Raw genomic sequence first — 23,758 nt, 5'->3', positions numbered from 1 at the left:
CAGGTGTGCATTGATTTTCAATGGCTACTATAGATCACGAAGCAAGGCGTTCACGGCGTGTTGCGGCGGTAGGAGCGTTTCTGACAGAGCCGCTGGACCCACTTGCTGGTGTACTGTCCATCCGGCAGCTTCGCTTTGGCGTCGGCGATGTGCTCGGTGTCTCGCGGAACCGACTGAATGGCTCCTGGCCGCTGTAGTAGTACTGATCGCCGGCCGTCGTGGTACATGTTACAAGGACGCTTGTGCCGATATCGAGCTCGATAGACCTCGCCTGAACCCTTCGCAAGCGTTCAAAAAACACCACTGGACTACGCAGGGTGAATAGAGTGTTGTCGAACAGTTGTCACACTTGGTTTGTAGCGGTCGGTACAGAGTAAACAGTTAGCAACGAGGAAACGTAGACAGTTCAGTCTATTCAAGCCAATTAGCTCCCCAGTCATCTAATGCCTCGAATACGGGACAGAGGCCGGCTCCTTTTTCGGTCAGCGTGTAGTAACTGGCGACCGGCGACTCCAACTCCTTGCGGTTATCGACGAACCCCTCCGCTTCCAAGTCATCGAGAACACGAGACAGTGTGTAAGAACTCGCTCCTGTTGCTCGTTTGAGTTCGTTGAACCGCTTTTCCCCGTCACGCAAATTATGGAGAGTGATGAGCTTCCACTCCGTTCCTATCTCTTCGACTGCTCCAACGACGTTGCAGAGGTCTGAATTTTTCTGTTCAGCGTCGGTCTTTTCCTCCGTATCAGCGTCGGTTGGTTGGGTCGTCATTACTTGGTTATTCTCTTGTTGCCTGTGTTGTTTAGTGATTTGATATTCAACCAAGTTATGCAATGGAACTACAATATTCGATGGTTCGACGAAGAGGACCGCATTCTTGACTCGTCCAAGTCAAGGACCACAGATAGTTAAACAGCGTTCATATCCATTATAACGACCGCAATGACAACAGACGGACTCCCCCAGCAAACACGTATCGGACGGACCGCACTCCGCGTCAACGACATCGAAGAGATGACCGGCTTCTACCGGGATATCGTTGGGCTCGATGTACTCCATCACTCCGACACCAGTTCCGTTCTCGGTGTCGAGGACACCCCCCTCCTCATCTTGGCGCGGGAGGAAGATGAACGCCAACGACACAGTTCCGCTGCTGGGCTCTTTCACAACGCGTTTCGGGTCCCCTCGCGTGAGGCGCTCGGTGACGCGTTAGCTCGTATTCGGGAGCACTGGGAACTTAGCGGTGCGTCCGACCACGACGTCAGTGAGGCACTGTACCTAACTGACCCGGAGGACAACGGCATCGAGATCTACCGGGATCGTCCGCGTGAGGATTGGCCTCGCAACGGTGACGGGAGCGTTCGTATGGGAACGTATCCTCTCGATCTTGAAGCGTTGGAAGGTGCCGCCGCGGGTGACGCAGGACTCCCTGCTGGAACGGACATCGGGCACGTTCACCTTGAGGTGTCCTCGCTGGAGGCATTCCAGAATTTCTACGTGGACACTGTCGGATTCGAAGTACAAGTGGACGATCCAGGCGCAGTATTCGTGTCTGCTGGGGGCTACCACCACCACATCGGTGCGAACACGTGGAATCAGCGGTCCCAGCCGGTCAGCGGCAGGGGCCTCTCTTGGTTCGAAGTACTCCTTCCTGACACAGAGGCACTTGACGGAGTCCAAGCCCGAATTACAGACAGTCAGTATCCTGTGATTGAGACGGAGGATGATGGCATCGCAGTCACAGGGCCAGACGAGATCGAGGTGCGGTTCCGGACCGAAACGTAGCTTCTAGCTCTGTACGACACGTTCTTATGAACATCTGAACCACTTTGAGGAATAATTGGTAATCAGTAAGCACGCTTACTGAACGGGCGTTGCAGCCAGCACCATGGGTAAAGAAACTGCCTTCTCACCGCCCGGTCAGAGTTCGGTCACCTGCATCTGCTCGTGGGTGTCTAGATTGACTACCGGAATGACGCCCTCGATATCTTCCTTGCCGTATTCTTCACGGATGCGGTCATGGATATCGTTCGCGCAGTCTGCGTTGCTGAATAAGATTAGAGAGGCCGATCCCAGCTTTCAAAATATGGTACTATAAGCCGAATATGTGCTTTTATACCGATTCTACACTCGATTTCGGCACAAGTACCAATATAAACAGCTATTTTAGAGGTATATATGGACTATTCGCCAACAACGGGATTGGTTAGCGTTCCGATACCCTCTATCTCGATGTCAACTGAGTCTCCGGGTGTGAGAAGTTCCGGCGGATCGCGGAAGATACCGACACCGCCCGGGGTCCCCGTCGAGATGACATCTCCTGGGCGGAGGGTGGTGATTCCGCTGATGTACTCGACGACTTCCGGCACGTCGAAGATAAATTCCTCCGTGTTCGAGGACTGTTTGGTCTCTCCGTTCACGCGACAGGCCACGTCCAGGCTGTTCGGGTCCAGTTCGCTGTCGGGTACCAGCGTCGGCCCCATCGGAGCGAACGTGTCGTAACTCTTCCCGCGGAAGAACTGCTCGTCCTCGAATTGTGCGTCCCGTCCGCTGACGTCGTTGACCGCGGTGTAGCCCGCGATATAATCGCGTGCCTCCGCAGCTGAGACGTCCTTTGCAGTCCGACCGATGACGACGCCGAGTTCGACCTCGTAGTCGACTTCGTCGATGTCCGACGGGTGGACAATCGGGTCGCCGGGGTTCGTGACTGCGGTGCCGGCCTTCCCGAACAACAGCGGTCGTTCCGGGACTTCTTCGTCCTGCTCCTCGGCGTGGTCGTGGTAATTCAGCCCGACACAGATGATCTTCCCGGGCCGCGGAACTGGGGCGAGTAGCTTGGCCTCTTCGACGGGAATTGCTCGATCCGCTGCCGCGTCGACGGCGTCTTCGACGACCCGAAGGAAGCCGGGATCGGTGAGCTGTTGATACGTGATATCCTCTCTGAGGCCGTTGAGTGGCACGATCTCGTCGTTTTGACGGATTCCCCATTGCGGAGTCCCATCAGTGGTGTAACGGGTGAACTGCATCACCCGTGAGTGCAATGGCCGGGTACCTAACTGTTGTGCTTGGCAGTCACGAGTACGTGAGGTTCACCTCGATGACGTTCGCACTGCGGAGGATCTGTTCCGGGATTTCGTCGGAGAACCGATCCCCCTGCATTCGGCTCTTCGGGCCGGAAACGCTGACCGCCGCGATTGCGCGGTCGTCCTGGTCCGTGATCGGCGCTGCGAGACACCGCATCCCCTTGACCCGTTCTTCGTCGTCGTACGCGTAGCCGCGCTCCCGAACCTGGTCGAGCGTCTCGAACAGCGCTTCCCTGTCTGTGATGGTCCGTTCCGTTACCTCCGGTAGACCGTGTCTGTCGAGATACGACTCCACCTCCGAACGCGGACGGAACGCCATGATCGTCTTTCCGAGTGCGGTCGTCTGCAGGGGGACGCGCATCCCGGCGTGGGTATCGAGTTGGACCGCGTCAGGCCCACGGGCCTTGTACAGAAACACCCCGAGGCCGTGCTCCTCTATCATCAGGTTCGAGTGTTCGCCGGTCTTTTCGGCCAGTTCGTCGACTTCAGGACGAGCGATTTCGAACACTTTCTTGCGCGACCGCGCCTGATTCCCCAACTGGAGGAACCGGGTGCTGACGTGATATTGGGTCCCTTCCTTGACGAGATACTCCTCGTGCTCAAGCGTCTGTAGGTGGTCGTGGACGGTACTGGTCGGTTTGTCCACTGCTCGGGCAATCTCGGACACGCCGGCACCGTTTCGCTCCCGCAGTATCTCCACGATTTCGAGGGATATCTTCGCCGCCTTGACCGGTACGGTGGTGCTCATATAGCGTATGGTCTATGCGCTCTGAGATAAATCTTTCCGGTATTATCGGACAGTGCGGTGATTACTCAGATTTCACTCCTCGATAGCGGATACAGAACACAAAAATCGAACGGCAGCGAAACGAATCCGACCCCCCGTTCAGGATTACTGGAACTGGGGCATGACCTCGTCGGCGAACAGTTCCATCCCGCTCGTGTCGGGGAAGTCGATGAACCAACACTGGAACTTGGTGACGCCGGCGTCGATTCGGCGTTCGATGGCCTCGGAACACTCTTCCGGTGTTCCCATGATGAAGTACTCGCGTGCGTCCGCCTCGGTCTCGATTGGTGCCTGGTCCTGATACTCCTCCTCGAACTGAATGGGCGTCATCAGGTCGACGAGGCGGTCGAACTTCGCTTCATCCCGCGTACAGATGACGTGACCGTCCCATGAGTACTCAATCTCGTCGGGGTCGCGACCGACAGTCTCGCAGTGGTCTTCGATGACGCCGGTCTTGTGTTCGAGCGTCTCCACGTCGCCGTTGAATACGTCCGTGTTCCACACGTCGGCGTGCTTGGCCACGAGTTTGAGCGTCACCTGCTCGCCCTGGCCGCCGACGAGAATCTCCGGGTGGGGGTCCTGAACTGGTGTTGGCGCACACGGTGCGTCCGTGATCTGGTAGTGGTCGCCGTCGAAGCTCGCGCCGTCGCCCCCGGCGTCCCACATCCGCTTCATGAGCCGGATGGACTCGTCGAGCCGCATGAGTCGCTCGAACCCGTCGCGGTACTCCCAGTCGAAGGCCTCGTACTCCGGTTCGTGCCAGCCGGCTCCGAGACCGAGTTCGAGGCGGCCCTCGGAGATGACATCCAGCGTCGCGGCCATCTTCGCGACCAGCGCGGGGTTCCGGTAGTCGTTACACAGCACGAGCGAACCGATGTTGATGTCGTCGGTGAACCCGGCCATCGCAGACAGCAGCGTCCAGCACTCGTACTCGGCGCGGTCACGGCCGAGCATCAGGTGGTCTGGTGCCCAGGCGGCGTCGAAGCCCAACTCTTCTGCCATCTCGATACCGTGGCGGGTCGTCTCCCAGTCCAACGCCTCGTACTCCGGCGTGTCGCGGTGTACGGGCTCGTCGTCTCCGGCATCGGGCGCGCCGGCGAACACGGGAACGTTGTATTCGAAGCTTATGTCCTGGCTCATGGGTTACTCCACGGCGAAGTGCTCGAGTGCGTCGTGGTTCAGTTGCGTACTGATGCCGGGTTCATCGGGCAATGGAATCGACCCGTGCTCCGGCGAGGGCGGGTTCTCGAAGATGGCGTCGGCGTAGGTCGAGTCCTGCTCCTCCTGCTGTTCCTGGAACCACTCGGGCGTCGGGAAGTACTCCGCCATCGGCATGTTCGTGTGCCCCGCAATGGCGTGCAGCGTGGGGTTCGTTCCGGCGTGTGGAATCACTGGCACGTCGTGGACTTCCGCCATGTCCGCGACCTTCTGCAGTTCCGTGATACCGCCGACGCGGCCCACATCGGGCTGGAGGATGTCGACGGCGTCGCGTTCGAGCAGGTCCTCGTGGCCCCAGCGCGTGAACTCGTGTTCGCCGCCGGAGATCGGCATCGGCGCAGCCTCCCGGACCTCGGCGTATCCGGAGATATCGTCGGCGATTACGGGCTCTTCGACCCACGCCATGTCGTACTTCGCGAGCCGCTGAGTCATCTTCTTCGCGTACTTGACAGACCAGCCCATGTACGCGTCGCCCGCGATATCGATCTCGTGGCCGACGGCATCCCGGACGGTCTTGACGATCTCCTCGTTTTTCTCCATGCCGGCGCGACCGTCCTCAGGCCCGTGGAGGAAGCGCAGTTTCATCGCGTCGAAGCCCGCCTCGGCGTACTCTTGGGCCTCGCGTTCTAGCTTCTCCATGTCGACGGGGTGGAGGTTCGACGCGTAGGCGGGGATCTCCGTCTTGGTCGGGCCGCCGAGCAGTTCGTAGACCGGCTTCCCGGCCTCCTTGCCGGCGATGTCCCACAGCGCCTGATCGACGGCGCTGATCGCCATGACGGCGACGCCTTTCCGCCCGAAGGGGAGCGTCGCGCGGTACATCTGCTCCCAGAGGTGCTCGCGTCGAATCGGGTCTTCGCCGACGACGATCTTCGAGAGCGTTTCCTCGACGACGGTGGCGATAGCGCCGGTTCCCCAGTTGCCGACGCCGACGCCGGTGATGCCGGCGTCCGTCTCGACTTCGACGACCACGTCGCCGACCGGCCCCATCCACTTCCGGCGGGCCTGCGGGTTCTCGCCGTCGACGTTGCGATATTCGTCGTACTTCGACATGATCGTGACGAGTGGGAACTCGATGAACTCCCCCCACGACTCGTTGCTTACTTTCGTCGCTGAAATGTCTGTGATTTCCATAGGTCAGACGCGTACGTAGACGTGTTTCGGCAGGAGTAAAACCTTTTCTGTCACCGTCTCACGTCGTCTCTGTCCCGGATCGGAGTCTCGCCAGTAATCGTCCGCGGTTGTGCGTGGGCGACGCGATCAATCGCTGAACTGGAAGACCGGTTTGCAGGTTTCCGACGCGAGGAACGCCTCGAACGCCGCCGCCGGATCGTCCATGCTGTAAGACGTGTCCAGTATCTGGTCGATGGCGATTTCGCCCCGCTCCATCAGCCGAAGCGCCTGTTCGAAGTTCGTCCAGGTCGAGCCATAGGAGGTGTTGACATCGACCTCGCCGCGGACGGCTGACGTGAACATGATCTCGCTGGTGTCGTTTGGAATCCCGACCATGACGACCTGTCCCCCTTTCCGGACGTGGTCGACCGCCGTGCCGATGCCGGAGTGGTGCCCGGTCGAGTCGAACACGACGTCGAATCCGATACCGTCCGTCTGGGACTCCGCCCGGGCTTCGAGGTCCTCCGTCTGGGCGTTCACCGTTTCGATACCGAGGTCGTTCAGCAGCGGGAGCCGATACACCGCGTCCTGATCGAGGCCGGACACGAGGACGTTCGCGCCGAGGGAGTCGGCAACGGCGGCGACCAGAACCCCGATAGGTCCGGGGCCTTCGACCAGCACGTTGTCCCCGGGCGTGGTCACCGACTGTTCGAGCACCGCCCGCGTGGCGATACTTATCGGCTCCGTGACGGCCGCCTGCCGCAACGGCACGGCCTCGGGGACCGCATGGAGGTGCTCCGGGGCGACGGTGACGTACTCCGCGTACGCGCCGTCGCGGTGCATCCCCGTTATAGAGAAGTTCTGGCAGACGTTTGGCTGGCCGTTCTTGCACTGAAAGCAGTGTCCGCAGTCGTGTATCGGTTCCTCGATGACCTTATCGCCCGCCGCGAACCCCTCGACGCTATCTCCCACTTCGACGACTTCGCCGGAGTACTCGTGGCCCATTATCCGCGGGATGGGGATCCACTCGTAGCCGCCGTCGTACTTGTAGGCGTGGGCGTCACTCCCACAGAGTCCCGCCGTGTGGACTTTAACGAGCACCTCGTCGCTTTCTACTGTCGGTTTCTCTCTGTCCTGTGTCTCGATTTCCCGCGGGCCGGTCTGAACGATTGCTTTCATGATTGGTTGTAGTGTATCGCTGGAGTCGCTCGCTACGCTTCGACGCTATCTGCAGACGTCCCGCCCTCCGCTCGCTCGGTGACGAGACGCCCTTTCAGCAACGATTCCGTGGTGGGATCGAAGAGATAGACGTGTTCCGGTGCAATAGTCAGTTCCATCTGATCCTCGGGTTCGAGGTCGTGGAAGCGCCCGACCTTCGCGGTCACGTCACCGAGGGCCGACGTGCCGTGAACGATTGCTTCGGTCCCGACCGGTTCGACCACGCGAACCTGGGTGTCGAACTCGGGGCCGTTCGTCGCTCTGGTACGCGCCTGATAGAGGTCCTGCGGACGGAAGCCGACAAGAACCTCGTCAGTGTCGATCTCCGTATCGACGAGTCGCTTCGGGATGTCAAAAGAAGCGGCGTCCATCTCGATGCGGTAGGAGTCGCCCCGCTCGCTGAGCGCCCCCTGGAACAGGTTCATGTCCGGGCTCCCGACGAACTGCGCGACGAAGAGGTTCGCCGGCTCGTTGAACACCTGATCTGGCGTCCCGAGCTGCTGGAGTTCCCCGTCGTTGAGGATCGCGATCTTGTCCGCGATAGTCATCGCCTCCTCCTGGTTGTGCGTGACATAGGCCGACGTGATGCCGACCTCCGACTGGAGTTCGTCGATCTCCGTCCGCATCGTCTTTCGCAGTTTCGCATCGAGATTCGCCAGCGGCTCGTCGAAGAGGAACAGTCGCGGCTCCCGAATAATCGCCCGTCCGAGCGCGACGCGCTGCTTCTGACCGCCCGAGAGCTGCGCCGGTTTGTTGTTCAGCAACTCCTCGATTTCGAGCATCTCCGCGACCTCAGTCACGCGCTCGTCGATCTCCGTACCGGTCATGTCGTTGTTCTCACGCCGGAGGCCGAACCCGAGGTTCTCCCGAACGGTCATGTGCGGGTACAGGGCGAAGTCCTGGAACACCATCGCCACGTCGCGGTTCCGGGCCTTGACGTCGTTGACCACGGTCCCGTCGAATCGGACTTCGCCTTCCGTCGGGTCTTCGAGTCCCCCGATCATGCGGAGCGTCGTGGTCTTGCCGCAGCCACTCGGCCCGAGAAGGACGAGGAAGTCGCCGTCCGGCACGTCGATGTCAAGGTCGTTGACCGCGACGACCCCTTCCTTCTCCGGGTCTCCGAACACTTTTTTGACACTATCAAGTTCGAGGTGTGTCATTGAGGAAAGGTACCGGCTAACCCACAATAAAGGTAGCGCCCCGTCGAAAAGGAGCGGGCAGATTACCCCTTGATTGCGCCGCCGGTCAGCCCCTGCACGAAGTACCGCTGAATGTAGGCCAGACCGGCCAACACCGGGATCGAGACGATGATCGACGCCGCCGCGACGACGTTCCACTGCGTGTTGAACCCCTGGACGAACGTGAGCAGGCCGGGGGGCACGGTGAACTTCGAGTTGTCGAGCAGCGTGAGCGCGAACACCAGTTCGTTCCACGCCAGCAGGAACGCGAAGATGAACGACGCGATGAGCGAGTTCCGCGCCATCGGGACCAGCACGTACCAGAACGTCTCGAAGGGGGTACACTGGTCGATCTGTGAGGCCTCGATGATCGAGTCCGGGAAGTCGTCGAAGAAGCCCTTCATCAGCCAGACGACGAATGGTGATGTCATCGCGCCGTAGATGAGGATGAGCGCGAGGTGCGTGTTGAACAGCCCGAGCGTCGAGATGAGCTCCCACTCTGGAACCATGATGGCGGTCCCGGGGAACATAAGCGACGCCAGCAGGAGCGACATCAGCAGGTTCTTCCCACGGAACTCGCGCCGCGACAGTACGTACGACGCGCCGGTGCCGAGGACGACAGCGATGAGTCCCGCACCGACGGCGACTTTGAGGCTGTTGACGATGAGCCCGAGCAGATTGATGTCGATTGCGGAGGTCACGGTAATTCCGAACAGGTCGCTCACTAGCCCTGCGTAGCCGCCAGCCTGAATCGACGACTCGATGACGAGCCTGAACCCTTCGAGCGACGGGTCCGCCGGAAACACCGTCGGCGGGATCTGCTGAATCTCGGACGTCGTCTTGAACGCTGTGACGACCATCCAGTACAGCGGGAACAGGACGAACACGCCGATCACGAGCGTCAGCAGCCCGATCGCCGTCTTCCTGACGTATCCGCCCGCTTTCGAGTCATAGAGCCAGGACTGGTTCTTTCGGTACTCCGCTGTCGGATCTGTGTTGTCTGTCGCCATTACATGTCACCTCGGACTTTGTCGTAGAACTTGATGTAGTAGTAGGAGAACACGAGCAACACGACGAACAGCAACACGGACAGGGCCGAGGCGAATCCGACCTCGAAGTCGATGAACGCCGCCCGGTATATCATCACCGGCAGCGTGCTGCTCGAAACGCCGGGTCCGCCCTTGGTCATCACCCAGACCATCGAGAAGTTCCTGACGTTGTAGATGAGCATCAGGAGGAAGCCGATGGCGAGGTTGTACTTCATCATCGGGATGGTGATGTAGCGGAACTGCTCCCACGGAGTCGCTCCGTCCATCCGCGCGGCTTCGTAGAGGTGCTCGTCGATCCCCTGCAACGAGGTGAGCGTCAGCAGGGCAAACAGCGGTGCAAGCCGCCAGACCATCCCGATGATCGGCGGCCACAGCGAGTACTGGTTCGCCCCGAGCATGACGATGTACTCGTCGATGACTCCCATTTGTACGAGGAGTTCGTTGACGATACCCTGGGACCCGCCGAACATGAACTGCCAGATGGACGCCCCGACAACTCGCGGGAGGACCCACGGTATCAGGACGATGGCGCTGGCGACGCTCGTGTAGGGTAGCTTCTCATCGAGGAGCCACCCCATCAGGAACCCGAGGACGATAGCGGCCAGGCTGCCGACAGTCACCCAGACGAACGTGTTCCAGAGCACCTGGTGGATGTCCGGGTCCGCCCAGATTTCGACGTAGTTCGCGAGCCCGACGAACTCGGCTTCGCTGGGCGCGAGGAGGCTCTTCGTGAAGAAGCTCGAATAGATGGCCTGCGCGATAGGATAGAGAATGAACAGTCCCACCAGCGCCATCACGGGCAGGATCGGGAGATACACTCGCAGGCTCTCGGGGATGTATCTGGTCGCGCTGCGGTACGACGACTGGGCTTGGTCTACGTAACTCATAGATGTGTGGCGCTTCCGCCGAATGTGATAGTCTCGGGCACAGCTCACCCTCTCTCAGGCGATCTGTTCGTCGACGACTTCCTGCACCTGGGAGTTGGCGTTGCTACAGGCCTCCTCGGCGGTCGCGTTCCCGAGGACGACCGGCTGGATGACCTGCGTGTTGATGATGCTCTGTATCGAGGCGATGCCGGAGAACGAGGGGAACCGCGAGGTCCGCGTGAACAGGTCGTCGTTCTCATACAGCGTGACGAGGTCGCCGAACTGGCTCATGAACAGGTCGCTTGGCTCCTCGAACGCGCTCTTGAGGGTCGGGACACGACCGCGGATTCCCACGTCCGACTCGGCCGCGTAGGTCCAGGGAGCCAGTTGCTCGGGCTGGTTCCACCAGCTCGTGTAGTCGAAGGCGGCCTGTCGCTCCGCGTCACTCTCGGTACCGTTACCCAGCATGAACCCCTGGGCGTTCTGCAACAGGAGGTCCTGTGGCTGGAAATCACCCGACGGACTCTCCGGAAGCGGGGCGCGGGTGACGGTGTGGCCCTCGCCGTCGAGCCACTCCTGGGGGGCACCGGTCGTCTGGTACACCGCGTTCGCGTGCGAGTACGTGATGAAGATGCCCGATTCGCCCTCCCGGAGGAGGCGACCGGCGTCGATGTGGTTGTTCTCCGCCATTGAATCCGGGAACAGGCCGGCCTCGGCGATGTCCTGATACAGCTTCACCGCGTCGACGAAGCCCGGCTGGTCGACGGTCGCCTCCATCGACTCGGGATCGAAGTAGCGGCCCCCGTTCGCGTAGACGAACCCGATGAAGTAGCCGGTAGTTAGGCCGAAGTCGGTCCCGGGAGCGGTGATCGCTGCGGAGACGTCGTCGATCTCCTGCATCTCCTGGCCGAGCTGTATCAGTTCGGGCCAGTTCCGCGGGGGCTGGTCGAAGCTCGTCTGTTCGAGATAGTCCGTTCGGATGTCGATAAACGGGCCGAGGTCGGCGTAACCGCCAGGAAGTCCCCACTGACGCTCGCTCTCGGTGTCGCCGAGCCCCTCGTAGACGACCGTGTCGATGTTGGCCTGGATGAAGTGGCTGTTTATCTCTTCGAGTTGGTCCTGGAACCCCTCCTGGTCGAGAGGCTGAATCGCCCGAGCGCCGACATAGTCGGGGATCTGCTGGCACTGGCCTGCCATCACGTCCGGCAGGTTGTTGTTCGCAGCAGCGGAGGCGATGATCTGGTATTTCTGCCCCCACTCCTGGTGCTGGTAGCTTACGTTGTGGTCGCCGTAGCTGTCGTAGTGTCCGCTGATGTACTCCCGTTCCGCGGGGATGCCGCCGAACAGCCAGAAATCGAGGTCTTGCGCCCCGGAGCCGCCGTCGCTGCCGTTGCCGGATTCGCCATCCCCGTCACCCCCATCGCCGCCGTCTCCACCGCTGCTACAGCCAGCGAGGCCGGCAGCCATCGCAGCGCTGAGCCCTGTCAGATACTGTCGCCTGTCGAGTCCGCTCGCTGAGTTACTGTTTACCATGATCCACTATTACCAAAAGGACAGTCCTATATAATAAATGTACCGGGATTCTGCACTCCCGGTGGCGGATTTTCTCCAGAAGAGACTCTTTTCCAAACAGTAGACAGGATACGGGGATGGGGACGACCATCTCGCGGGAATGGACAGGTCAGACCAAAGCTAAATGTCGGTGTAGACTAACCGTTCGAGTACCAATGGCAAACACACGCTCGGCGTTCGAGGCGTCTCTCGATGAATTGGGTGTGACAGTCACTCACACGAGAGAGGCCGAGCTCACGGCCGCAATCGAGGAAGCGATCACAGAGCCCGCAGTCGGGGTAGCCCTCGACGAGAGATTCGTGGGTGAGACGTTCTCGCTGGCAGAAACGCCGATCAGTGTCGATCCGACGCCGGTCGAACTCCGCGAAGCGACGACCGGCGTCACCAGCGCCGACCTCGGTATAGGTGATTACGGCTCCCTTGTCCTGACGATGACTGACGAGGCCAGCGAACTCGTGAGTCTGTTTGTCGAGCACCATGTTGCGATTATCCACGAGAAAGACATCCAGCCCGATATGGATGCGGCCGTAGCGAAACTGGACGAGCGGTTTAACGAAACTGGCGAGAGTGCAATCATCGCAACCGGGCCGAGCGCGACGGCCGACATGGGCGCGCTCGTCAAAGGCGCACACGGACCAAGAACGGTCCACGTCATCGTTGTCGAGGAGGGGGCCTGACGATGGCGACCGCCGACGAACTCCGCGAACTGATGCGGACCGAGGGAGTTGCAATCGCGGAGAACACGCAGGCGTTCAATTCCGGACGGTACGACTCTGTCGCGGACCTAGAGGACTACGAGGACCTCAAACGAGCGGCCCGTAGTATCAAGGAGGACGCCATCGCCGACCTCCCGAATCTCCTCGACCAGTTGACGGAGACCATCGAAGCGAACGGCGGGACGGTGTACATCGCCGACGATGCCACCGATGCGAACAACTACATCCGTGACGTTGTCGACGAGCGAGCGGCTGACCGGGTCGTCAAGAGCAAGTCGATGACGAGCGAGGAGATCGAGGTCAACGACGCGCTCGAAGCGGACGGCGTGGACGTGGTCGAAACGGACCTGGGCGAGTGGGTGTTACAGGTCGCCGACGAAGCCCCCTCCCACATCGTCGCCCCGGCGATCCACAAGTCTCGCGAGAGCATCGCGGAGCTGTTCAACGAACAATTCGACCCCGAGGACCCACTGGAGACCGCTGAGGAGCTGACCCGCTTCGCCCGGGAAAAGCTGGGCGAGCAGATCATCGACGCGGAAGTCGGCATCACCGGCGCGAATTTCATCACGGCCGACACGGGGACAATGGCGCTGGTCACCAGCGAGGGCAACGCCCGTAAAACGGTGGCGGCGACGGACACGCACGTCGCAGTAGCGGGTGTCGAAAAGGTCGTTCCGACAGTCGCGGACCTCCACCCGTTCATCGAACTCATCGGTCGGTCGGGCACCGGCCAGGACATCACGTCCTACGTCTCGCTGCTGACCCCGCCGGTCGATACGCCGGTCGTCGATTTCACCGACGACGAGACGCCTCTGTCCGAGTTCGACGCCGACCGCGATTTCCACCTCGTGCTCATCGACAACGGCCGGTTGGAGATGCGGGACGACGAACACCTCCGGGAGACGCTGTACTGCATCCGCTGCTCGGCCTGTTCGAACTCCTGTGCGAACTTCCAGAGCGTGGGCGGGCACGCGTTCGGCGGGGAGACGTATTCGGGCGGTATTGCGACGGGATGGGAAGCCGGCATCGAAGGGCTGGACGTGGCCGAGGAGTTCAACGACCTCTGTACCGGATGTACGCGGTGTGTGAACGCCTGTCCTGTCGGCATCGACATCCCCTGGATCAACACCGTGGTCCGGGACCGAATCAACCGCGACAAGGACGCCCCCGGGGAGTGGCTCGTCGACGGACTCACGCCCGACGAGGAGGACGACGGTGCCCCCCTCCAGAAGCGCTTTTTCGGCAACTTCGAGACCGTCGCAAAGCTCGGCAGCGCCACAGCGCCGGTGTCGAACTGGCTGGCCGACACGACGGTTGCCCGGCAGGCGATGTCACGAGTTCTGGGCATCGACCCGCGTCGAGATCTCCCGACATTCGAGCGAGAGACCCTCGTCGACTGGGCCACTAACCGTGACTCACAGGTGGACGACCCCGAGCGCCGGGCGGTACTGTACCCTGACCTGTACACGAACCACGTCCAGGTCGAACGTGGTAAAGCCGCCGTGAAGGTCCTCGAATCGTTGGGCGTCGACGTGGTGGTCCCACCGGCTCCGTCAAGCGGCCGCGCGCCGCTGTCTCAGGGGATGGTTGCGACGGCGACCGATCACGCCGAACGGGTCACAGAGACGCTCGGCCCTCACATCGAAGACGACCGCGACGTGGTCGTTATCGAACCCAGCGACCACGCGATGTTCACACGCGAGTACGAGCGGCTCGTCGACGAGACGACGTTTTCCGACATCGCGGAGAACAGCTACGAGGTGTTCGAATACGTGTTCGGGCTACTCGACAACGGCGCGTCCACCGATTCGCTCTCGACCGTCGAGGGGGCCGAAATCGCGTACCACAGCCACTGCCAGCAGCGGACCCTCGGGCTCGAAGCCCATACCGTCGCTGTCCTCGAAGACTGTGGCTACGACGTGATCACGTCCGACGTGGAGTGTTGTGGCATGGCCGGGAGCTTCGGGTACAAGTCCGACTACTACGAACTGAGCATGGACGTCGGCGACAGGCTTCGGACGCAGTTACGCGACGACGGCGTCCAAGACCGTCCCGTCGTCGCCAGCGGGACCTCCTGTCTCGAACAGATCGACGCCCTGCTGGAACGCCAGCCGCGCCATCCCATCGAGCTACTGGCGACGTAATCGGTCGATCTCACTCGATATCCACATGCCGGCGGAACGCCCGGTCCGTTATCCACTTTCGGTCCTGTTCTGATACTGAATCGACTTCCCGGAGCCAATTTCGGGCTTCGGCGTAGCTCGCTACATCGCTGACATTCGGATAGTCCGAGCCCCAGATGACCCGCTCCTGGCCGAACGTGTCCAGGAGCCAACGAACGTGATCGTGCATGTCCACGTAGGGGAACGCCGAGTCGGACATGTGGGGAATCTCCGATACCTTCACCGCGACCGTCTCGTAGTCGGCGAGTTCGGCAAACTGCGCGAACGTCCCGTTGTCCGTCGGCGTCTCCGGGCCCGCGTGGGCGAAGTGGTCGAACAGATACGTCAGCTCCGGATACGCATCCACCAGTTCCAGCGCCTGATCGAGCTGGCTGTGGTCACAAAGGATCTGGACCGTCGCATCGAGTTCCAGTGCCGTCTCCCAGAACTCGGTTTCCGCAATCGCCTCGCGGAGCCAAGAGACGTTCGGGTCGAACGTTTCCCACATCTGGTCGTACGGGCAAGCGGCACCCAGCCGGAACCCGAGGACACCCTCGGTCCGCATACACTCTCGCAGCTGAGTCGCCGCGTCGTCGGCAAATGGATCGAGCATTACGATACCATGAAGGCGGTCGTATTCGGCCGCAACCCGCCGGGTGTACCAGTTGTCCGTCCAATCACAGATGGGGTATCCGACGACGACGGCGTCGTCGATGCCGTTCCGATCCATATCCGCGAGGAGCCGGTCGGCCGTGTACACCGTGTGTACGTCGAAGGAATCGACGAGGTCCAGTATCGGCCCGTTCACCCACGGGTGTTCCGTGCTCGCTGCACCCCATGCGTGCGTATGAGTATCGAACATACTCTCAGTGTCGTCGGTAACGAACCTAAGTCTTACCCGCGGAAGAACTATGGCCAGGGCCACCGAACGCATTTGCATGGCACGAATAGCATTTCACCTCCGTATCAAGGAAGGCGAGCGTGAGGCCTACCGCGAGGAACACGGAGACGTACCGGACGCCCTCGAATCGGCGTATCTCGATTCGGGGGCCGGCATCGAGACGTACAGCGTGTTTGAGAAAGACGGTCACGTGTTCGGGTTCATGGAGGTCGAGGATCCGGAGAAAATCAAGACGGTGATGGAAGACAGCGAGGCACAGGCAGCGTGGGCGGAGGTGATGGACCCGATTCTTATCGACTCGGAGGACCAGTGGATGGACGAGGTGTATCGGATGGTGTGACCGCCGCGTGAGTCGTTGTTGCCTTCCCGTTCGTATCGGATAGAACCTGGATACCTGTTCCCGTAGAGATACTGGGACTACCCCTGTCATTCAATTTGGTATGCTACTGTACGACACACCATCTTCCGGTATTGCCGGAGAAGGCACCCATCGACATGAGATCGATATTGAACGAAAAGCCCGGTACCGTCTGTATAACCAGTTGAGAGGTCGATCACACTGGATAATCAGTTAATTTCCTCGGTAATTTCGATATAGTTTCCCCACTGACGCGGATTCCGTGAATATGTTCCGGTACTACCGGAAAGTGTGAGTCAAGTCGTCAGAGAACCGGCAAGCAATCCGACGAGAGCGACACCATCCAGTAGGACATGGCCAAGGTGTGGGCCTACAGTCTTCGTACTCTGAACACAGTGTGCGGCTGCTTAACTCACCCGTTTCCGGACGTTTCGATGCCACAGGACGGATCAGTCCCACCGCGTTACACACAGGATTTAGCCGAAATATTCCGGTAATTCCGGAAGCAATGAGACGAACAGGATAATTGACGATCAAGCATAGCAGTGATTCCTCGATTTATATAACACATGTACGACTGTGATATGCCCGGACTCTCCTGTTACCAGCCCACTGGTTCCCTTTGTCCGCACTATCGAGTTTCCCTGGTTTCCCGTAACCTGAAACAGGTACACAAGGAATCGATTGGTTGAAACTCATACTCTAACGTACGTACATCTGTTATGGACTGTGAATTCGTTCGAGAGTTCGGTTTCTGGTTCAGTATACCATCGTGTCTCGCAAGCTATCCTGAATTATGTTCCAAATCGCGGAACAGGTGAAATAGTATCCCGGATAGCATAGCATAATTAGTGGAGAAACGCAGAAACCGGTTTACAAATTGGTTCAAACTGAAGGACCATTCTATGATTCTGTACTTAGCTACAGTAGTACTGGATATTGCTGTGCGGATCCGTCACGTGTACGTGATATTCAGTTCGATAACGTTGGCGGCGCTTTTCAGTTTCGCAGGCAGTTCCTCGCGGAACCGTTCGTCCTGGAACCGGCTCGTCGGGCCGGAGACGCTTATCGCCCCCTCGACAGTGTTGTTGTTGTTAACGATGGGTACGGCTACACAGCGGAGCCCCTCGACGCGGGCCTCGTCGTCGAAGGCGATTCCCGCCTCCCGGACCTCATCGAGATGGGCGAACAGTTCCTCCCTGTCGGTAATCGTGTTTTCCGTCGTCGCAGGCATACCGTGGGTATCGAGAATCTCGTTCACGCGGTCGCGGGAGAGGTGCGCGAGGATAGCGTTCCCGAGCCCGGTATTGTGGAGATACACGCGCTGGCCGGTGTAGGAATCCGTCTTGACTGCGTCCGCGCCGTGGGTTCGGTAGAGGTACACCCCCTTTCCCTTCTGTTCGACCATAAGATTCGCCAGTTCGCCCGTCTCCTCGGCCAACGCCGCAACCTCGTCTTTTGCGATGTCGTATATCCGTTCATGATGTCGCGCGTGGCCACCGAGATCGAGCAGTCGAAGGCCGACCTTGTATCGGCCGCCCTCCTTGACGACGTACCCGTCCGCCTCAAGCGTCGTGAGATAGTTGTGGATACTGCTCTTCGAGAGATCGAACGCCTGTGTCAACTCCGCTAACGTCGCTTCGTTACGGTCTTTCAGTTCTTCCAGGATGTCGAAGGTCGTCTGTGCAGTCTTGACAGCATTGGAGTTCTGCTGGTCAACCATAGGCGAAACGAGGTCGTCAACATGTATAAATCTACTCCAGCTTTCCCGAACTCAGATCCAGTAATACTGAATCGAGTGCGTTTAGGAGCGGACGAAAAATATCCGGAATCCGGGTTCCTGTATTCCCTCAAAGGATACGCACGTTATCGAGTGCGCCAGTGCTCCTGACCCCGATTCCACCGTCTTCGAACGTCTCGTCGCTCGCTGTCACGGACCCGAGGTCGGACCCGTCAGGGCCACGGAGCGTGACGTTGATGGAACCGAGCGACGCCCAGTCGATGACGAGGTCATACAGGACGCCTGTCTCGACCGAGAGGCTCGATTCTGCTAGCTGCGTGTAGTCTCCATCCTCGCGCTTGTAGAGTTGTAGTCTGTCGCTGTCTCCTTCCGGATAGATGCGAGCGAAATAGAAGTTCTGCGCGTCTTGCACACCGAACGCGATACCGAGATTGCTGGTCGTTTCAGTCCGTGCGGCCGCTGCCGCAAACGTATCGCCCGACTGAGGATAGCGTGGGAGTCCGTCCGTGGAGGTGATGATGGCAGTGCCGCCGGACGTGTTCTTCAGACTGAGATCGCCGTCGCCCACTGGTGGATCGCTGTTCACGACGTATGCGTCGGTCGCACCGTCGTACGCGGAGAGGTCACCGCCCTCGAAACTGTCGACGATACCTGCGCGCGTATCGCCGCCGCCCTCCACCGGTTCGGTCACGAGCGAGCCGTCGTTGTCCACGCGAACGCGATACTCGCTCGATCCGTCGGGTGTCGTGAGGATCGCACCGTTGCCGGCCCCTGGGACCTCTACGTCCGACTCGCCGACCACCAGTGATGGCCCGTCGCCGTCCCCGGCATGGAAGGCGTGCGATTGCGAGGTTTCGTGTCGCTGGGTACCGTCGTCGAACCACCGCGTCGACCCGGCGGCGTCGCCACCGATTTCCGGTGCCGGACGGACGTTCTGCTGGTCGAAGTAGGTGACGTATTCGATGTCGGTTCCGACTTCGGCGTTGTAGCAGTCGACGTTCTGGATATAGACGCCGTCGTGTCTGTCACCATCGCCGTCGGTCACGTCAGCGACTGTGACGCCGCTGTGATACTCCATAGCGTTGTGGCGCTCCCGGACGTTCGAGATCGACACCTTCCGCGTCGACGTGACCGAGTTCTCCAGTTTGACGATGCTCTCGCTGACGGACTGGAGCGGGTGGCCGCCACACTGTATCGAATCGAGGTTGATGGTCGCGCCGCCGTCGATTCGGATGCTGTGCTCGCCCCCGCCGCCGCGCCAGTTGTAGATGTCCAGGTCGAACGCGGGGCCGTACGGCACGTCATCGCTCCCGTGTTCGGCGAGGAAACCGTCCCGGCAGCCGGTCACTTCGGTGTCGTGGATCGTCAGTTCGCTGGAGCCGTGGTAATCGGCCAGTCTGATACCGGCCGGAACGGTGTTGCGGCCCTCCAAGTTCTGGAGGTACATCCGGGAGACGTGCATGTGACCGACGCCCTGGATGTCGATGAACGACCGTTCGAGGTTCTCCTTCGCGTAGAACATCCCGCCGTTGAGCGTGATGTTTTCGGTCTTCTCGTCCGGGCCGAGGACGAAGAAGCTCTCGATCGTGTCGGTCGCGTAGATGAGCGTCCAGCCCATGTCGAAGACGAGCTTGCCGGTGTTGTCGTCGATGACGATCGGCGACTCGACGCGCCACGCCGGCAGTCCGTCGGCCGCGGCGGGATCGTCGGGGTCCGGAGCAGGGACCACGATGCGGTGGCCGGGCTGTTGGTTGGGGATGTCATCGCCCCCGGGAAGCGCGTCGAGTACGTTCTCGATCTTCTGATCGAGTGTTTCGCCCGGATACTCCGTGACGATATGGACCGATCCTGGGACCCCACCGCTGGCGTTGAGTGTCCCGTCAGTGACCGAGAGGTTGTCGCCGGTGAACTCGGAGACTGCGGCGTCTGTCCCTGCCATCGAGAGCGAGCCGAGGTTCTGCAGTGCGTTCTCGTGTGCGTCAACGTCGGACCCCCAGTCGTACCACGGCTGGTTTCCGTTGTCGCCGTTCTGTGCCGCGCTTGCAGACCCCGTACCGAGGCCGACGATGCCGGCCCCGAGCAAAGCGAGTGCACCTCGTCGCGGGAGCGTGTAGTCTGAAGTCGATTCGCCGTCGGTCGGTGACGTATCGTCGTGACTCATGGTACCTCGTGCTGTGTTGCCACAGCGAGTTCAGTATCAAACCATTATTTCTTATAGTTTTGGGAGGGAGGACAGCAGCCGACTGAAGATCCGATTGAGCAGGCTTTGGACAGCGGCTGAGCACGAACAGAAATATACCCAAACAATAATTTTATATAGGGAGAGTATGATATGCCGAGTATGAGACGCAACAGCAGTGAGACCACGAACAGCCGAAAAGCCGCCAGTGCACTTTCCCGACGACAGTTTGTCGCATCGGTGGGTGCGACAGGTGTCGCCCTCGGACTGGCCGGCTGTTCCGGGACCGGAAACGGGAGTGGCGATGGTGGTGACAGCAACGGCAGGGGCGATACACCGACGGCGGAAGACATCGAGTACAGTGGCGAGGACGTTACAGTCGAATACAGTACAGCTCCCCTGTTTGGCAACATTTCGGATCAGCTCCAGCAGGCGGCCTACGACGCAGGGCTGCCCGAGAGCATCGATATCAACTTCTCGACGACCGTCTGGGGGGCTGACGACCTGCAAGACCGGTACAACCAGATCCTCTCAGCAGGCCGGTCGACACCGGACTTCATGCTGACGAACTTCGCGTACACGCCGTTTTTCGCCCCCCGTGAGTGGCTGCTCGACCTCTCGGGGGTCCTCGGCGACGAGAAGATGACGGAGCTCGAAAACGACTACTCGCAGGTGATGGTCGACTCGATGCGCTGGGACGGCGGCCTGTACGGCGTTCCCCAGTTCATCGATATCCCGACCATCCAGTACCGGAAAGACCTGGTCGAAGCAGCCGGCTACGACCCCGAGGGAGAGAACTGGGCGACTGAGCCGCTCACCTGGGACTACTTCGCGGAAGTCACGAAAGCAGCGAAAGAGGAGGCGGGGACCGACCACGGTTACACGACCGCGATGAACCAGCGGAACATCGGGAGCATCAGCGGCTACGAACACCTCGTCACGAACGGGGGCAACTACTTCGGCGACATGTCGAACCAGAACGGGCCAATCGGTGACCGGTCTGTCACAATCGACGAGCAACAGACGATCGACACGCTCCGACAGTTCCGGACGTTCCTCTACGGGAGCGATGACGAGTACGCCATCGATGGCCTCGATGGCGGCATCACTCCATCGGACGCCCTCGGCTGGGACACGTCCCCCTCGATGGAGTCGTTCAGCGCGGGCGAAGCGATCATGCACCGGAACTGGTCGTTCGCCATCGCCGACTTCGGCAGCGAGGAGAAATTCGGCGAGGACCTCGGCGTCATGCCGTACCCCTACGGCGTCTCCGAGTCGGAGGCGTCCTACGAAGGCACCGGCGGCACGAACGCCAAGCTCGGCGGCTGGCATCTCTCTATCAACCCCAATACGGAGAAGTTGGCCGCGACCGTCGAAGTCATCAAAGCGATGACCTCCGACGAGTTCTACCTCACAATCTTCGAGGCGACCGGATCGACACCACCCAAGCCCGGCCTGTTCACCTCCGACCGGGCACAGGAGGTCGACGTGATGAACCGCCATCTCGACACGCTGCAGTTCCAGTCCGAGAACCAGTTCGCCCCGCCGATCAACGCCGTCTGGGACCCGCAGAAATCTGCCATCGGACAGGAGTTCCACGCCTGTCTCAATCAGCAGAAGTCCCCAGAAGAGGCCGTCGCTGCCGCACAAGAACAGGTCGAACAGATCGAGGAACAGGAGTCGTAACCGTGCCCCGAGCTTCGATGACATGCGTAGTAATCTACAAGTCCCCGGGCTACGGGCTGTGCTAGTACGAACACTATGAAACAAAAAGTCCAGCAAGCAGTGTCGCCGATCTTCCTCAGGATCGAGCAGTTGGACGAGGCCAAATACGGGTTCCTCCTCGTTTCGCCCGTGTTCCTCGTCCTCTCGGTTCTGGCGTTCTATCCACTGGTCAAGACGTTGTACTTCTCGCTACAGGACGACGACCTGACCGGAACACACCCGATCGGCGAGTTCGTCGGCCTCGAAAACTACGTCCAGATACTCAGCGGCGACGCGAACGCGATCCTGTCATCGCCGTTCTTTGACCTACAAGCACCGTTTTCCAGCGCGCTCATCGTCACGCTCCTCATCACGGTCGTGAGCGTGGCTATCGGAACCGTGCTGGGACTCGGCATGGCGATCATCCTCAACAAGGAGTTCAAAGGGCGACGGTACGCCCGGACCATCGTCATCCTCCCGTGGTCCATCCCGATTGTCATCCAGGGTATGATGTTCTTCCTGCTGTTCCAGCCCTCGCTGAGCCCGTTCGTCGAGCCGCTGGCGAACCTAGGCGTGTTCAGCGATAACCCGCTGATAAACAGCCAGGACTCGACTATCATAGTCATACTCATCGATATCTGGCGGAAGATCCCCTTCATCGCGCTCATCATCATGGCCGGGATCGCGAGCATCGACCGCAACCTCTACGACGTGGCCGAGGTCGCAGGCGCGACGAAGTGGCAGCAGTTCCGCATGATCACGCTGCCACAGATCAAGCCGGTACTGTTCATCGGTATGATCTTCTATACGATCAGTTCGATGAAGATCTACGGCATCGTTGAGGCGTCAGCGGGCTGTGCCACGGTTCCGACGCTGACCTGTCTGGTCGTCCAGACGTTCCGCCAACAGCGCTGGGCGACCGCGTCGGCGATTGCCTTTATCACCGCGCTCGTCATCGCTGTGATAATCATGGTCTACATCGTCAGATTCCGGGAGTCAACCAATGAGTGAACAGGAATACACCGGCCTGACCGGCCGTATCGTCCAGTACACGATCCAAAACTCCGCCGACGTCTACCGGCTGGGCTTCTGGGTCGGGCTCGTATCGTTCATCATGATCACGCTGTTCCCGTTCTACTGGCTGCTGGTTCTGGCAGTGACGCCGGACAACCAGCTCTACCAGATGGGGATCGTGCCCGAGAACTTCAACATCGGCGTGTTCGCGACTGTTGTACAGGAATACCCGCTGCATCATTACATCTTCAACAGCATCCTCATCGCGACGGTGACGGTCATCGTCTGTATCACGCTGGGGAGCCTCGCGGGCTATGCCTTCGGGCGGGTCGATTTCCCCGGAAAGGGGCCGCTCCTGGTGTTGCTACTGATAATCTCGTATTTCCCGGGCATCGCCTTCCTGATCCCGCTGTTCGAGCTGCTCACCGGCTCGCTGAGCATTCTCGGAACGCCGACGCCAGACCTCTACAACACGCCGTGGGGGATGGTGTTCCCGTTCACGATGCTGAGCTTGCCGATCACGATATTCATCCTGACGACGTTCTACAGCCAGATCCCCGACGGGCTGGAGGACGCCGCCAGGGTGGAAGGGACGACCCGGCTCGGCGCGCTGTTCCGGGTCATCATGCCACTGTCGGCACCAGGCGTCGTGACCGCCGCGATTATCGTGTTCATCGGCGTCTACCGGGAGTTCTTCTTCTCGTTCATCATGACCGACGGCTCGCCGGAGAACTGGGCCGTCCTGGTGTACGGGATACTGAACTTCCAGCAGCAACACACACAGATGTACAATATGATGGCGGCCGCGAGCCTCATCGGGATCATCCCCATCGCAGTGCTCGTCATCATCGCGCAAGAACATATCGTCCGCGGCCTGACCGCGGGCGGCCTGAAGGAGTAAATAC

Annotated in this window: 21 protein-coding genes; 7 read left to right on the top strand and 14 right to left on the bottom strand. The window is 60.1% G+C overall.

Annotation, left to right across the window (positions count from 1 at the left end; genetic code table 11):
* Positions 1 to 50: 50 nt before the first annotated feature.
* Positions 51 to 227, bottom strand: a complete 177-nt coding sequence (locus C444_RS21410; protein ID WP_239641330.1) for a hypothetical protein — start codon at positions 225 to 227, stop codon at positions 51 to 53.
* A 184-nt stretch (positions 228 to 411) separates the two neighbouring features.
* Positions 412 to 768, bottom strand: a complete 357-nt coding sequence (locus C444_RS17625) for a winged helix-turn-helix transcriptional regulator (protein WP_004594407.1) — start codon at positions 766 to 768, stop codon at positions 412 to 414.
* A 171-nt stretch (positions 769 to 939) separates the two neighbouring features.
* Here C444_RS17625 and C444_RS17620 point away from each other — a divergent pair, with 171 nt between their 5' ends.
* Positions 940 to 1,782, top strand: coding sequence for a VOC family protein (locus C444_RS17620; protein WP_004594406.1), 843 nt, complete (start codon positions 940 to 942; stop codon positions 1,780 to 1,782).
* A gap of 398 nt (positions 1,783 to 2,180) precedes the next feature.
* On the opposite strand, the gene rhcF is transcribed toward C444_RS17620, so the two are convergent.
* The 9 genes from rhcF to C444_RS17575 form a co-directional block, all read right to left on the bottom strand.
* Positions 2,181 to 3,023, bottom strand: coding sequence for a 2,4-diketo-3-deoxy-L-rhamnonate hydrolase (gene rhcF, locus C444_RS17615; protein ID WP_004594405.1), 843 nt, complete (start codon positions 3,021 to 3,023; stop codon positions 2,181 to 2,183).
* Between the two features lie 46 nt (positions 3,024 to 3,069).
* A complete protein-coding gene (locus C444_RS17610; protein ID WP_004594404.1) occupies positions 3,070 to 3,828 on the bottom strand; it encodes an IclR family transcriptional regulator in 759 nt (252 codons plus the stop codon).
* A gap of 144 nt (positions 3,829 to 3,972) precedes the next feature.
* A complete protein-coding gene (locus C444_RS17605; RefSeq protein WP_004594403.1) occupies positions 3,973 to 5,007 on the bottom strand; it encodes an LLM class flavin-dependent oxidoreductase in 1,035 nt (344 codons plus the stop codon).
* Positions 5,008 to 5,010: 3 nt separating this feature from the next.
* Positions 5,011 to 6,216 (bottom strand): L-rhamnonate dehydratase, encoded by a 1,206-nt coding sequence (gene rhcD / locus C444_RS17600; protein WP_004594402.1) that lies wholly within the window; start codon positions 6,214 to 6,216, stop codon positions 5,011 to 5,013.
* Positions 6,217 to 6,342: 126 nt separating this feature from the next.
* Positions 6,343 to 7,374 (bottom strand): 2-keto-3-deoxy-L-rhamnonate dehydrogenase, encoded by a 1,032-nt coding sequence (gene rhcE / locus C444_RS17595; RefSeq protein ID WP_004594401.1) that lies wholly within the window; start codon positions 7,372 to 7,374, stop codon positions 6,343 to 6,345.
* Between the two features lie 32 nt (positions 7,375 to 7,406).
* Positions 7,407 to 8,573: an ABC transporter ATP-binding protein gene (locus tag C444_RS17590; RefSeq protein WP_004594400.1), complete on the bottom strand. Its 1,167-nt coding sequence runs from the start codon at positions 8,571 to 8,573 to the stop codon at positions 7,407 to 7,409.
* Positions 8,574 to 8,635: 62 nt separating this feature from the next.
* Complete coding sequence (locus C444_RS17585; RefSeq protein WP_004594399.1) at positions 8,636 to 9,601, bottom strand: carbohydrate ABC transporter permease; 966 nt, start codon at positions 9,599 to 9,601, stop codon at positions 8,636 to 8,638.
* On the bottom strand, positions 9,601 to 10,527 hold the full coding sequence (locus C444_RS17580; RefSeq protein WP_049909593.1) for a carbohydrate ABC transporter permease: 927 nt from the start codon (positions 10,525 to 10,527) through the stop codon (positions 9,601 to 9,603). Before C444_RS17580 ends, C444_RS17585 begins: the two co-directional genes overlap by 1 nt.
* Positions 10,528 to 10,581: 54 nt before the next feature.
* A complete protein-coding gene (locus C444_RS17575; protein ID WP_004594397.1) occupies positions 10,582 to 11,973 on the bottom strand; it encodes an ABC transporter substrate-binding protein in 1,392 nt (463 codons plus the stop codon).
* Between the two features lie 260 nt (positions 11,974 to 12,233).
* On the opposite strand from C444_RS17575, the gene C444_RS17570 reads away from it, so the two are divergent.
* Complete coding sequence (locus C444_RS17570) at positions 12,234 to 12,755, top strand: LUD domain-containing protein (protein ID WP_004594396.1); 522 nt, start codon at positions 12,234 to 12,236, stop codon at positions 12,753 to 12,755.
* Between the two features lie 2 nt (positions 12,756 to 12,757).
* The gene (locus C444_RS17565; RefSeq protein WP_004594395.1) at positions 12,758 to 14,938 is read left to right on the top strand and encodes an LUD domain-containing protein; all 2,181 of its coding nucleotides are present in this window, start codon (positions 12,758 to 12,760) and stop codon (positions 14,936 to 14,938) included.
* A gap of 10 nt (positions 14,939 to 14,948) precedes the next feature.
* Here the strand turns inward: C444_RS17565 and rhcC are convergent, their stop codons facing one another.
* A complete protein-coding gene (rhcC, locus tag C444_RS17560) occupies positions 14,949 to 15,818 on the bottom strand; it encodes an L-rhamnono-1,4-lactonase (protein ID WP_004594394.1) in 870 nt (289 codons plus the stop codon).
* Between the two features lie 76 nt (positions 15,819 to 15,894).
* On the opposite strand from rhcC, the gene C444_RS17555 reads away from it, so the two are divergent.
* Entirely contained in the window at positions 15,895 to 16,197 is a 303-nt protein-coding gene (locus tag C444_RS17555) for an L-rhamnose mutarotase (RefSeq protein WP_004594393.1), read from the top strand.
* A 973-nt stretch (positions 16,198 to 17,170) separates the two neighbouring features.
* Here the strand turns inward: C444_RS17555 and C444_RS17550 are convergent.
* Both C444_RS17550 and C444_RS17545 read right to left on the bottom strand, forming a co-directional pair.
* On the bottom strand, positions 17,171 to 17,938 hold the full coding sequence (locus C444_RS17550) for an IclR family transcriptional regulator (protein ID WP_004594392.1): 768 nt from the start codon (positions 17,936 to 17,938) through the stop codon (positions 17,171 to 17,173).
* A 127-nt stretch (positions 17,939 to 18,065) separates the two neighbouring features.
* Positions 18,066 to 20,117 carry a hypothetical protein gene (locus C444_RS17545; protein ID WP_004594391.1) on the bottom strand — a complete coding sequence of 684 codons (2,052 nt, stop codon included), beginning with the start codon at positions 20,115 to 20,117 and terminating at the stop codon, positions 18,066 to 18,068.
* 180 nt (positions 20,118 to 20,297) lie between these two features.
* Here C444_RS17545 and C444_RS17540 point away from each other — a divergent pair, with 180 nt between their 5' ends.
* The 3 genes from C444_RS17540 to C444_RS17530 all read left to right on the top strand — a co-directional run bounded on the left by C444_RS17540 (position 20,298) and on the right by C444_RS17530 (position 23,754).
* Positions 20,298 to 21,821 carry an extracellular solute-binding protein gene (locus C444_RS17540; protein ID WP_080509727.1) on the top strand — a complete coding sequence of 508 codons (1,524 nt, stop codon included), beginning with the start codon at positions 20,298 to 20,300 and terminating at the stop codon, positions 21,819 to 21,821.
* Between the two features lie 75 nt (positions 21,822 to 21,896).
* Entirely contained in the window at positions 21,897 to 22,850 is a 954-nt protein-coding gene (locus C444_RS17535) for a carbohydrate ABC transporter permease (protein ID WP_004594389.1), read from the top strand.
* A complete protein-coding gene (locus C444_RS17530) occupies positions 22,843 to 23,754 on the top strand; it encodes a carbohydrate ABC transporter permease (RefSeq protein ID WP_004594388.1) in 912 nt (303 codons plus the stop codon). Before C444_RS17535 ends, C444_RS17530 begins: the two co-directional genes overlap by 8 nt.
* The last annotated feature ends 4 nt before the right edge of the window (positions 23,755 to 23,758 follow it).

It is taken from the genome of Haloarcula japonica DSM 6131, from assembly GCF_000336635.1.
Lineage (GTDB): Archaea > Halobacteriota > Halobacteria > Halobacteriales > Haloarculaceae > Haloarcula > Haloarcula japonica.
This window is presented reverse-complemented; position numbering and strand designations above follow the sequence as displayed.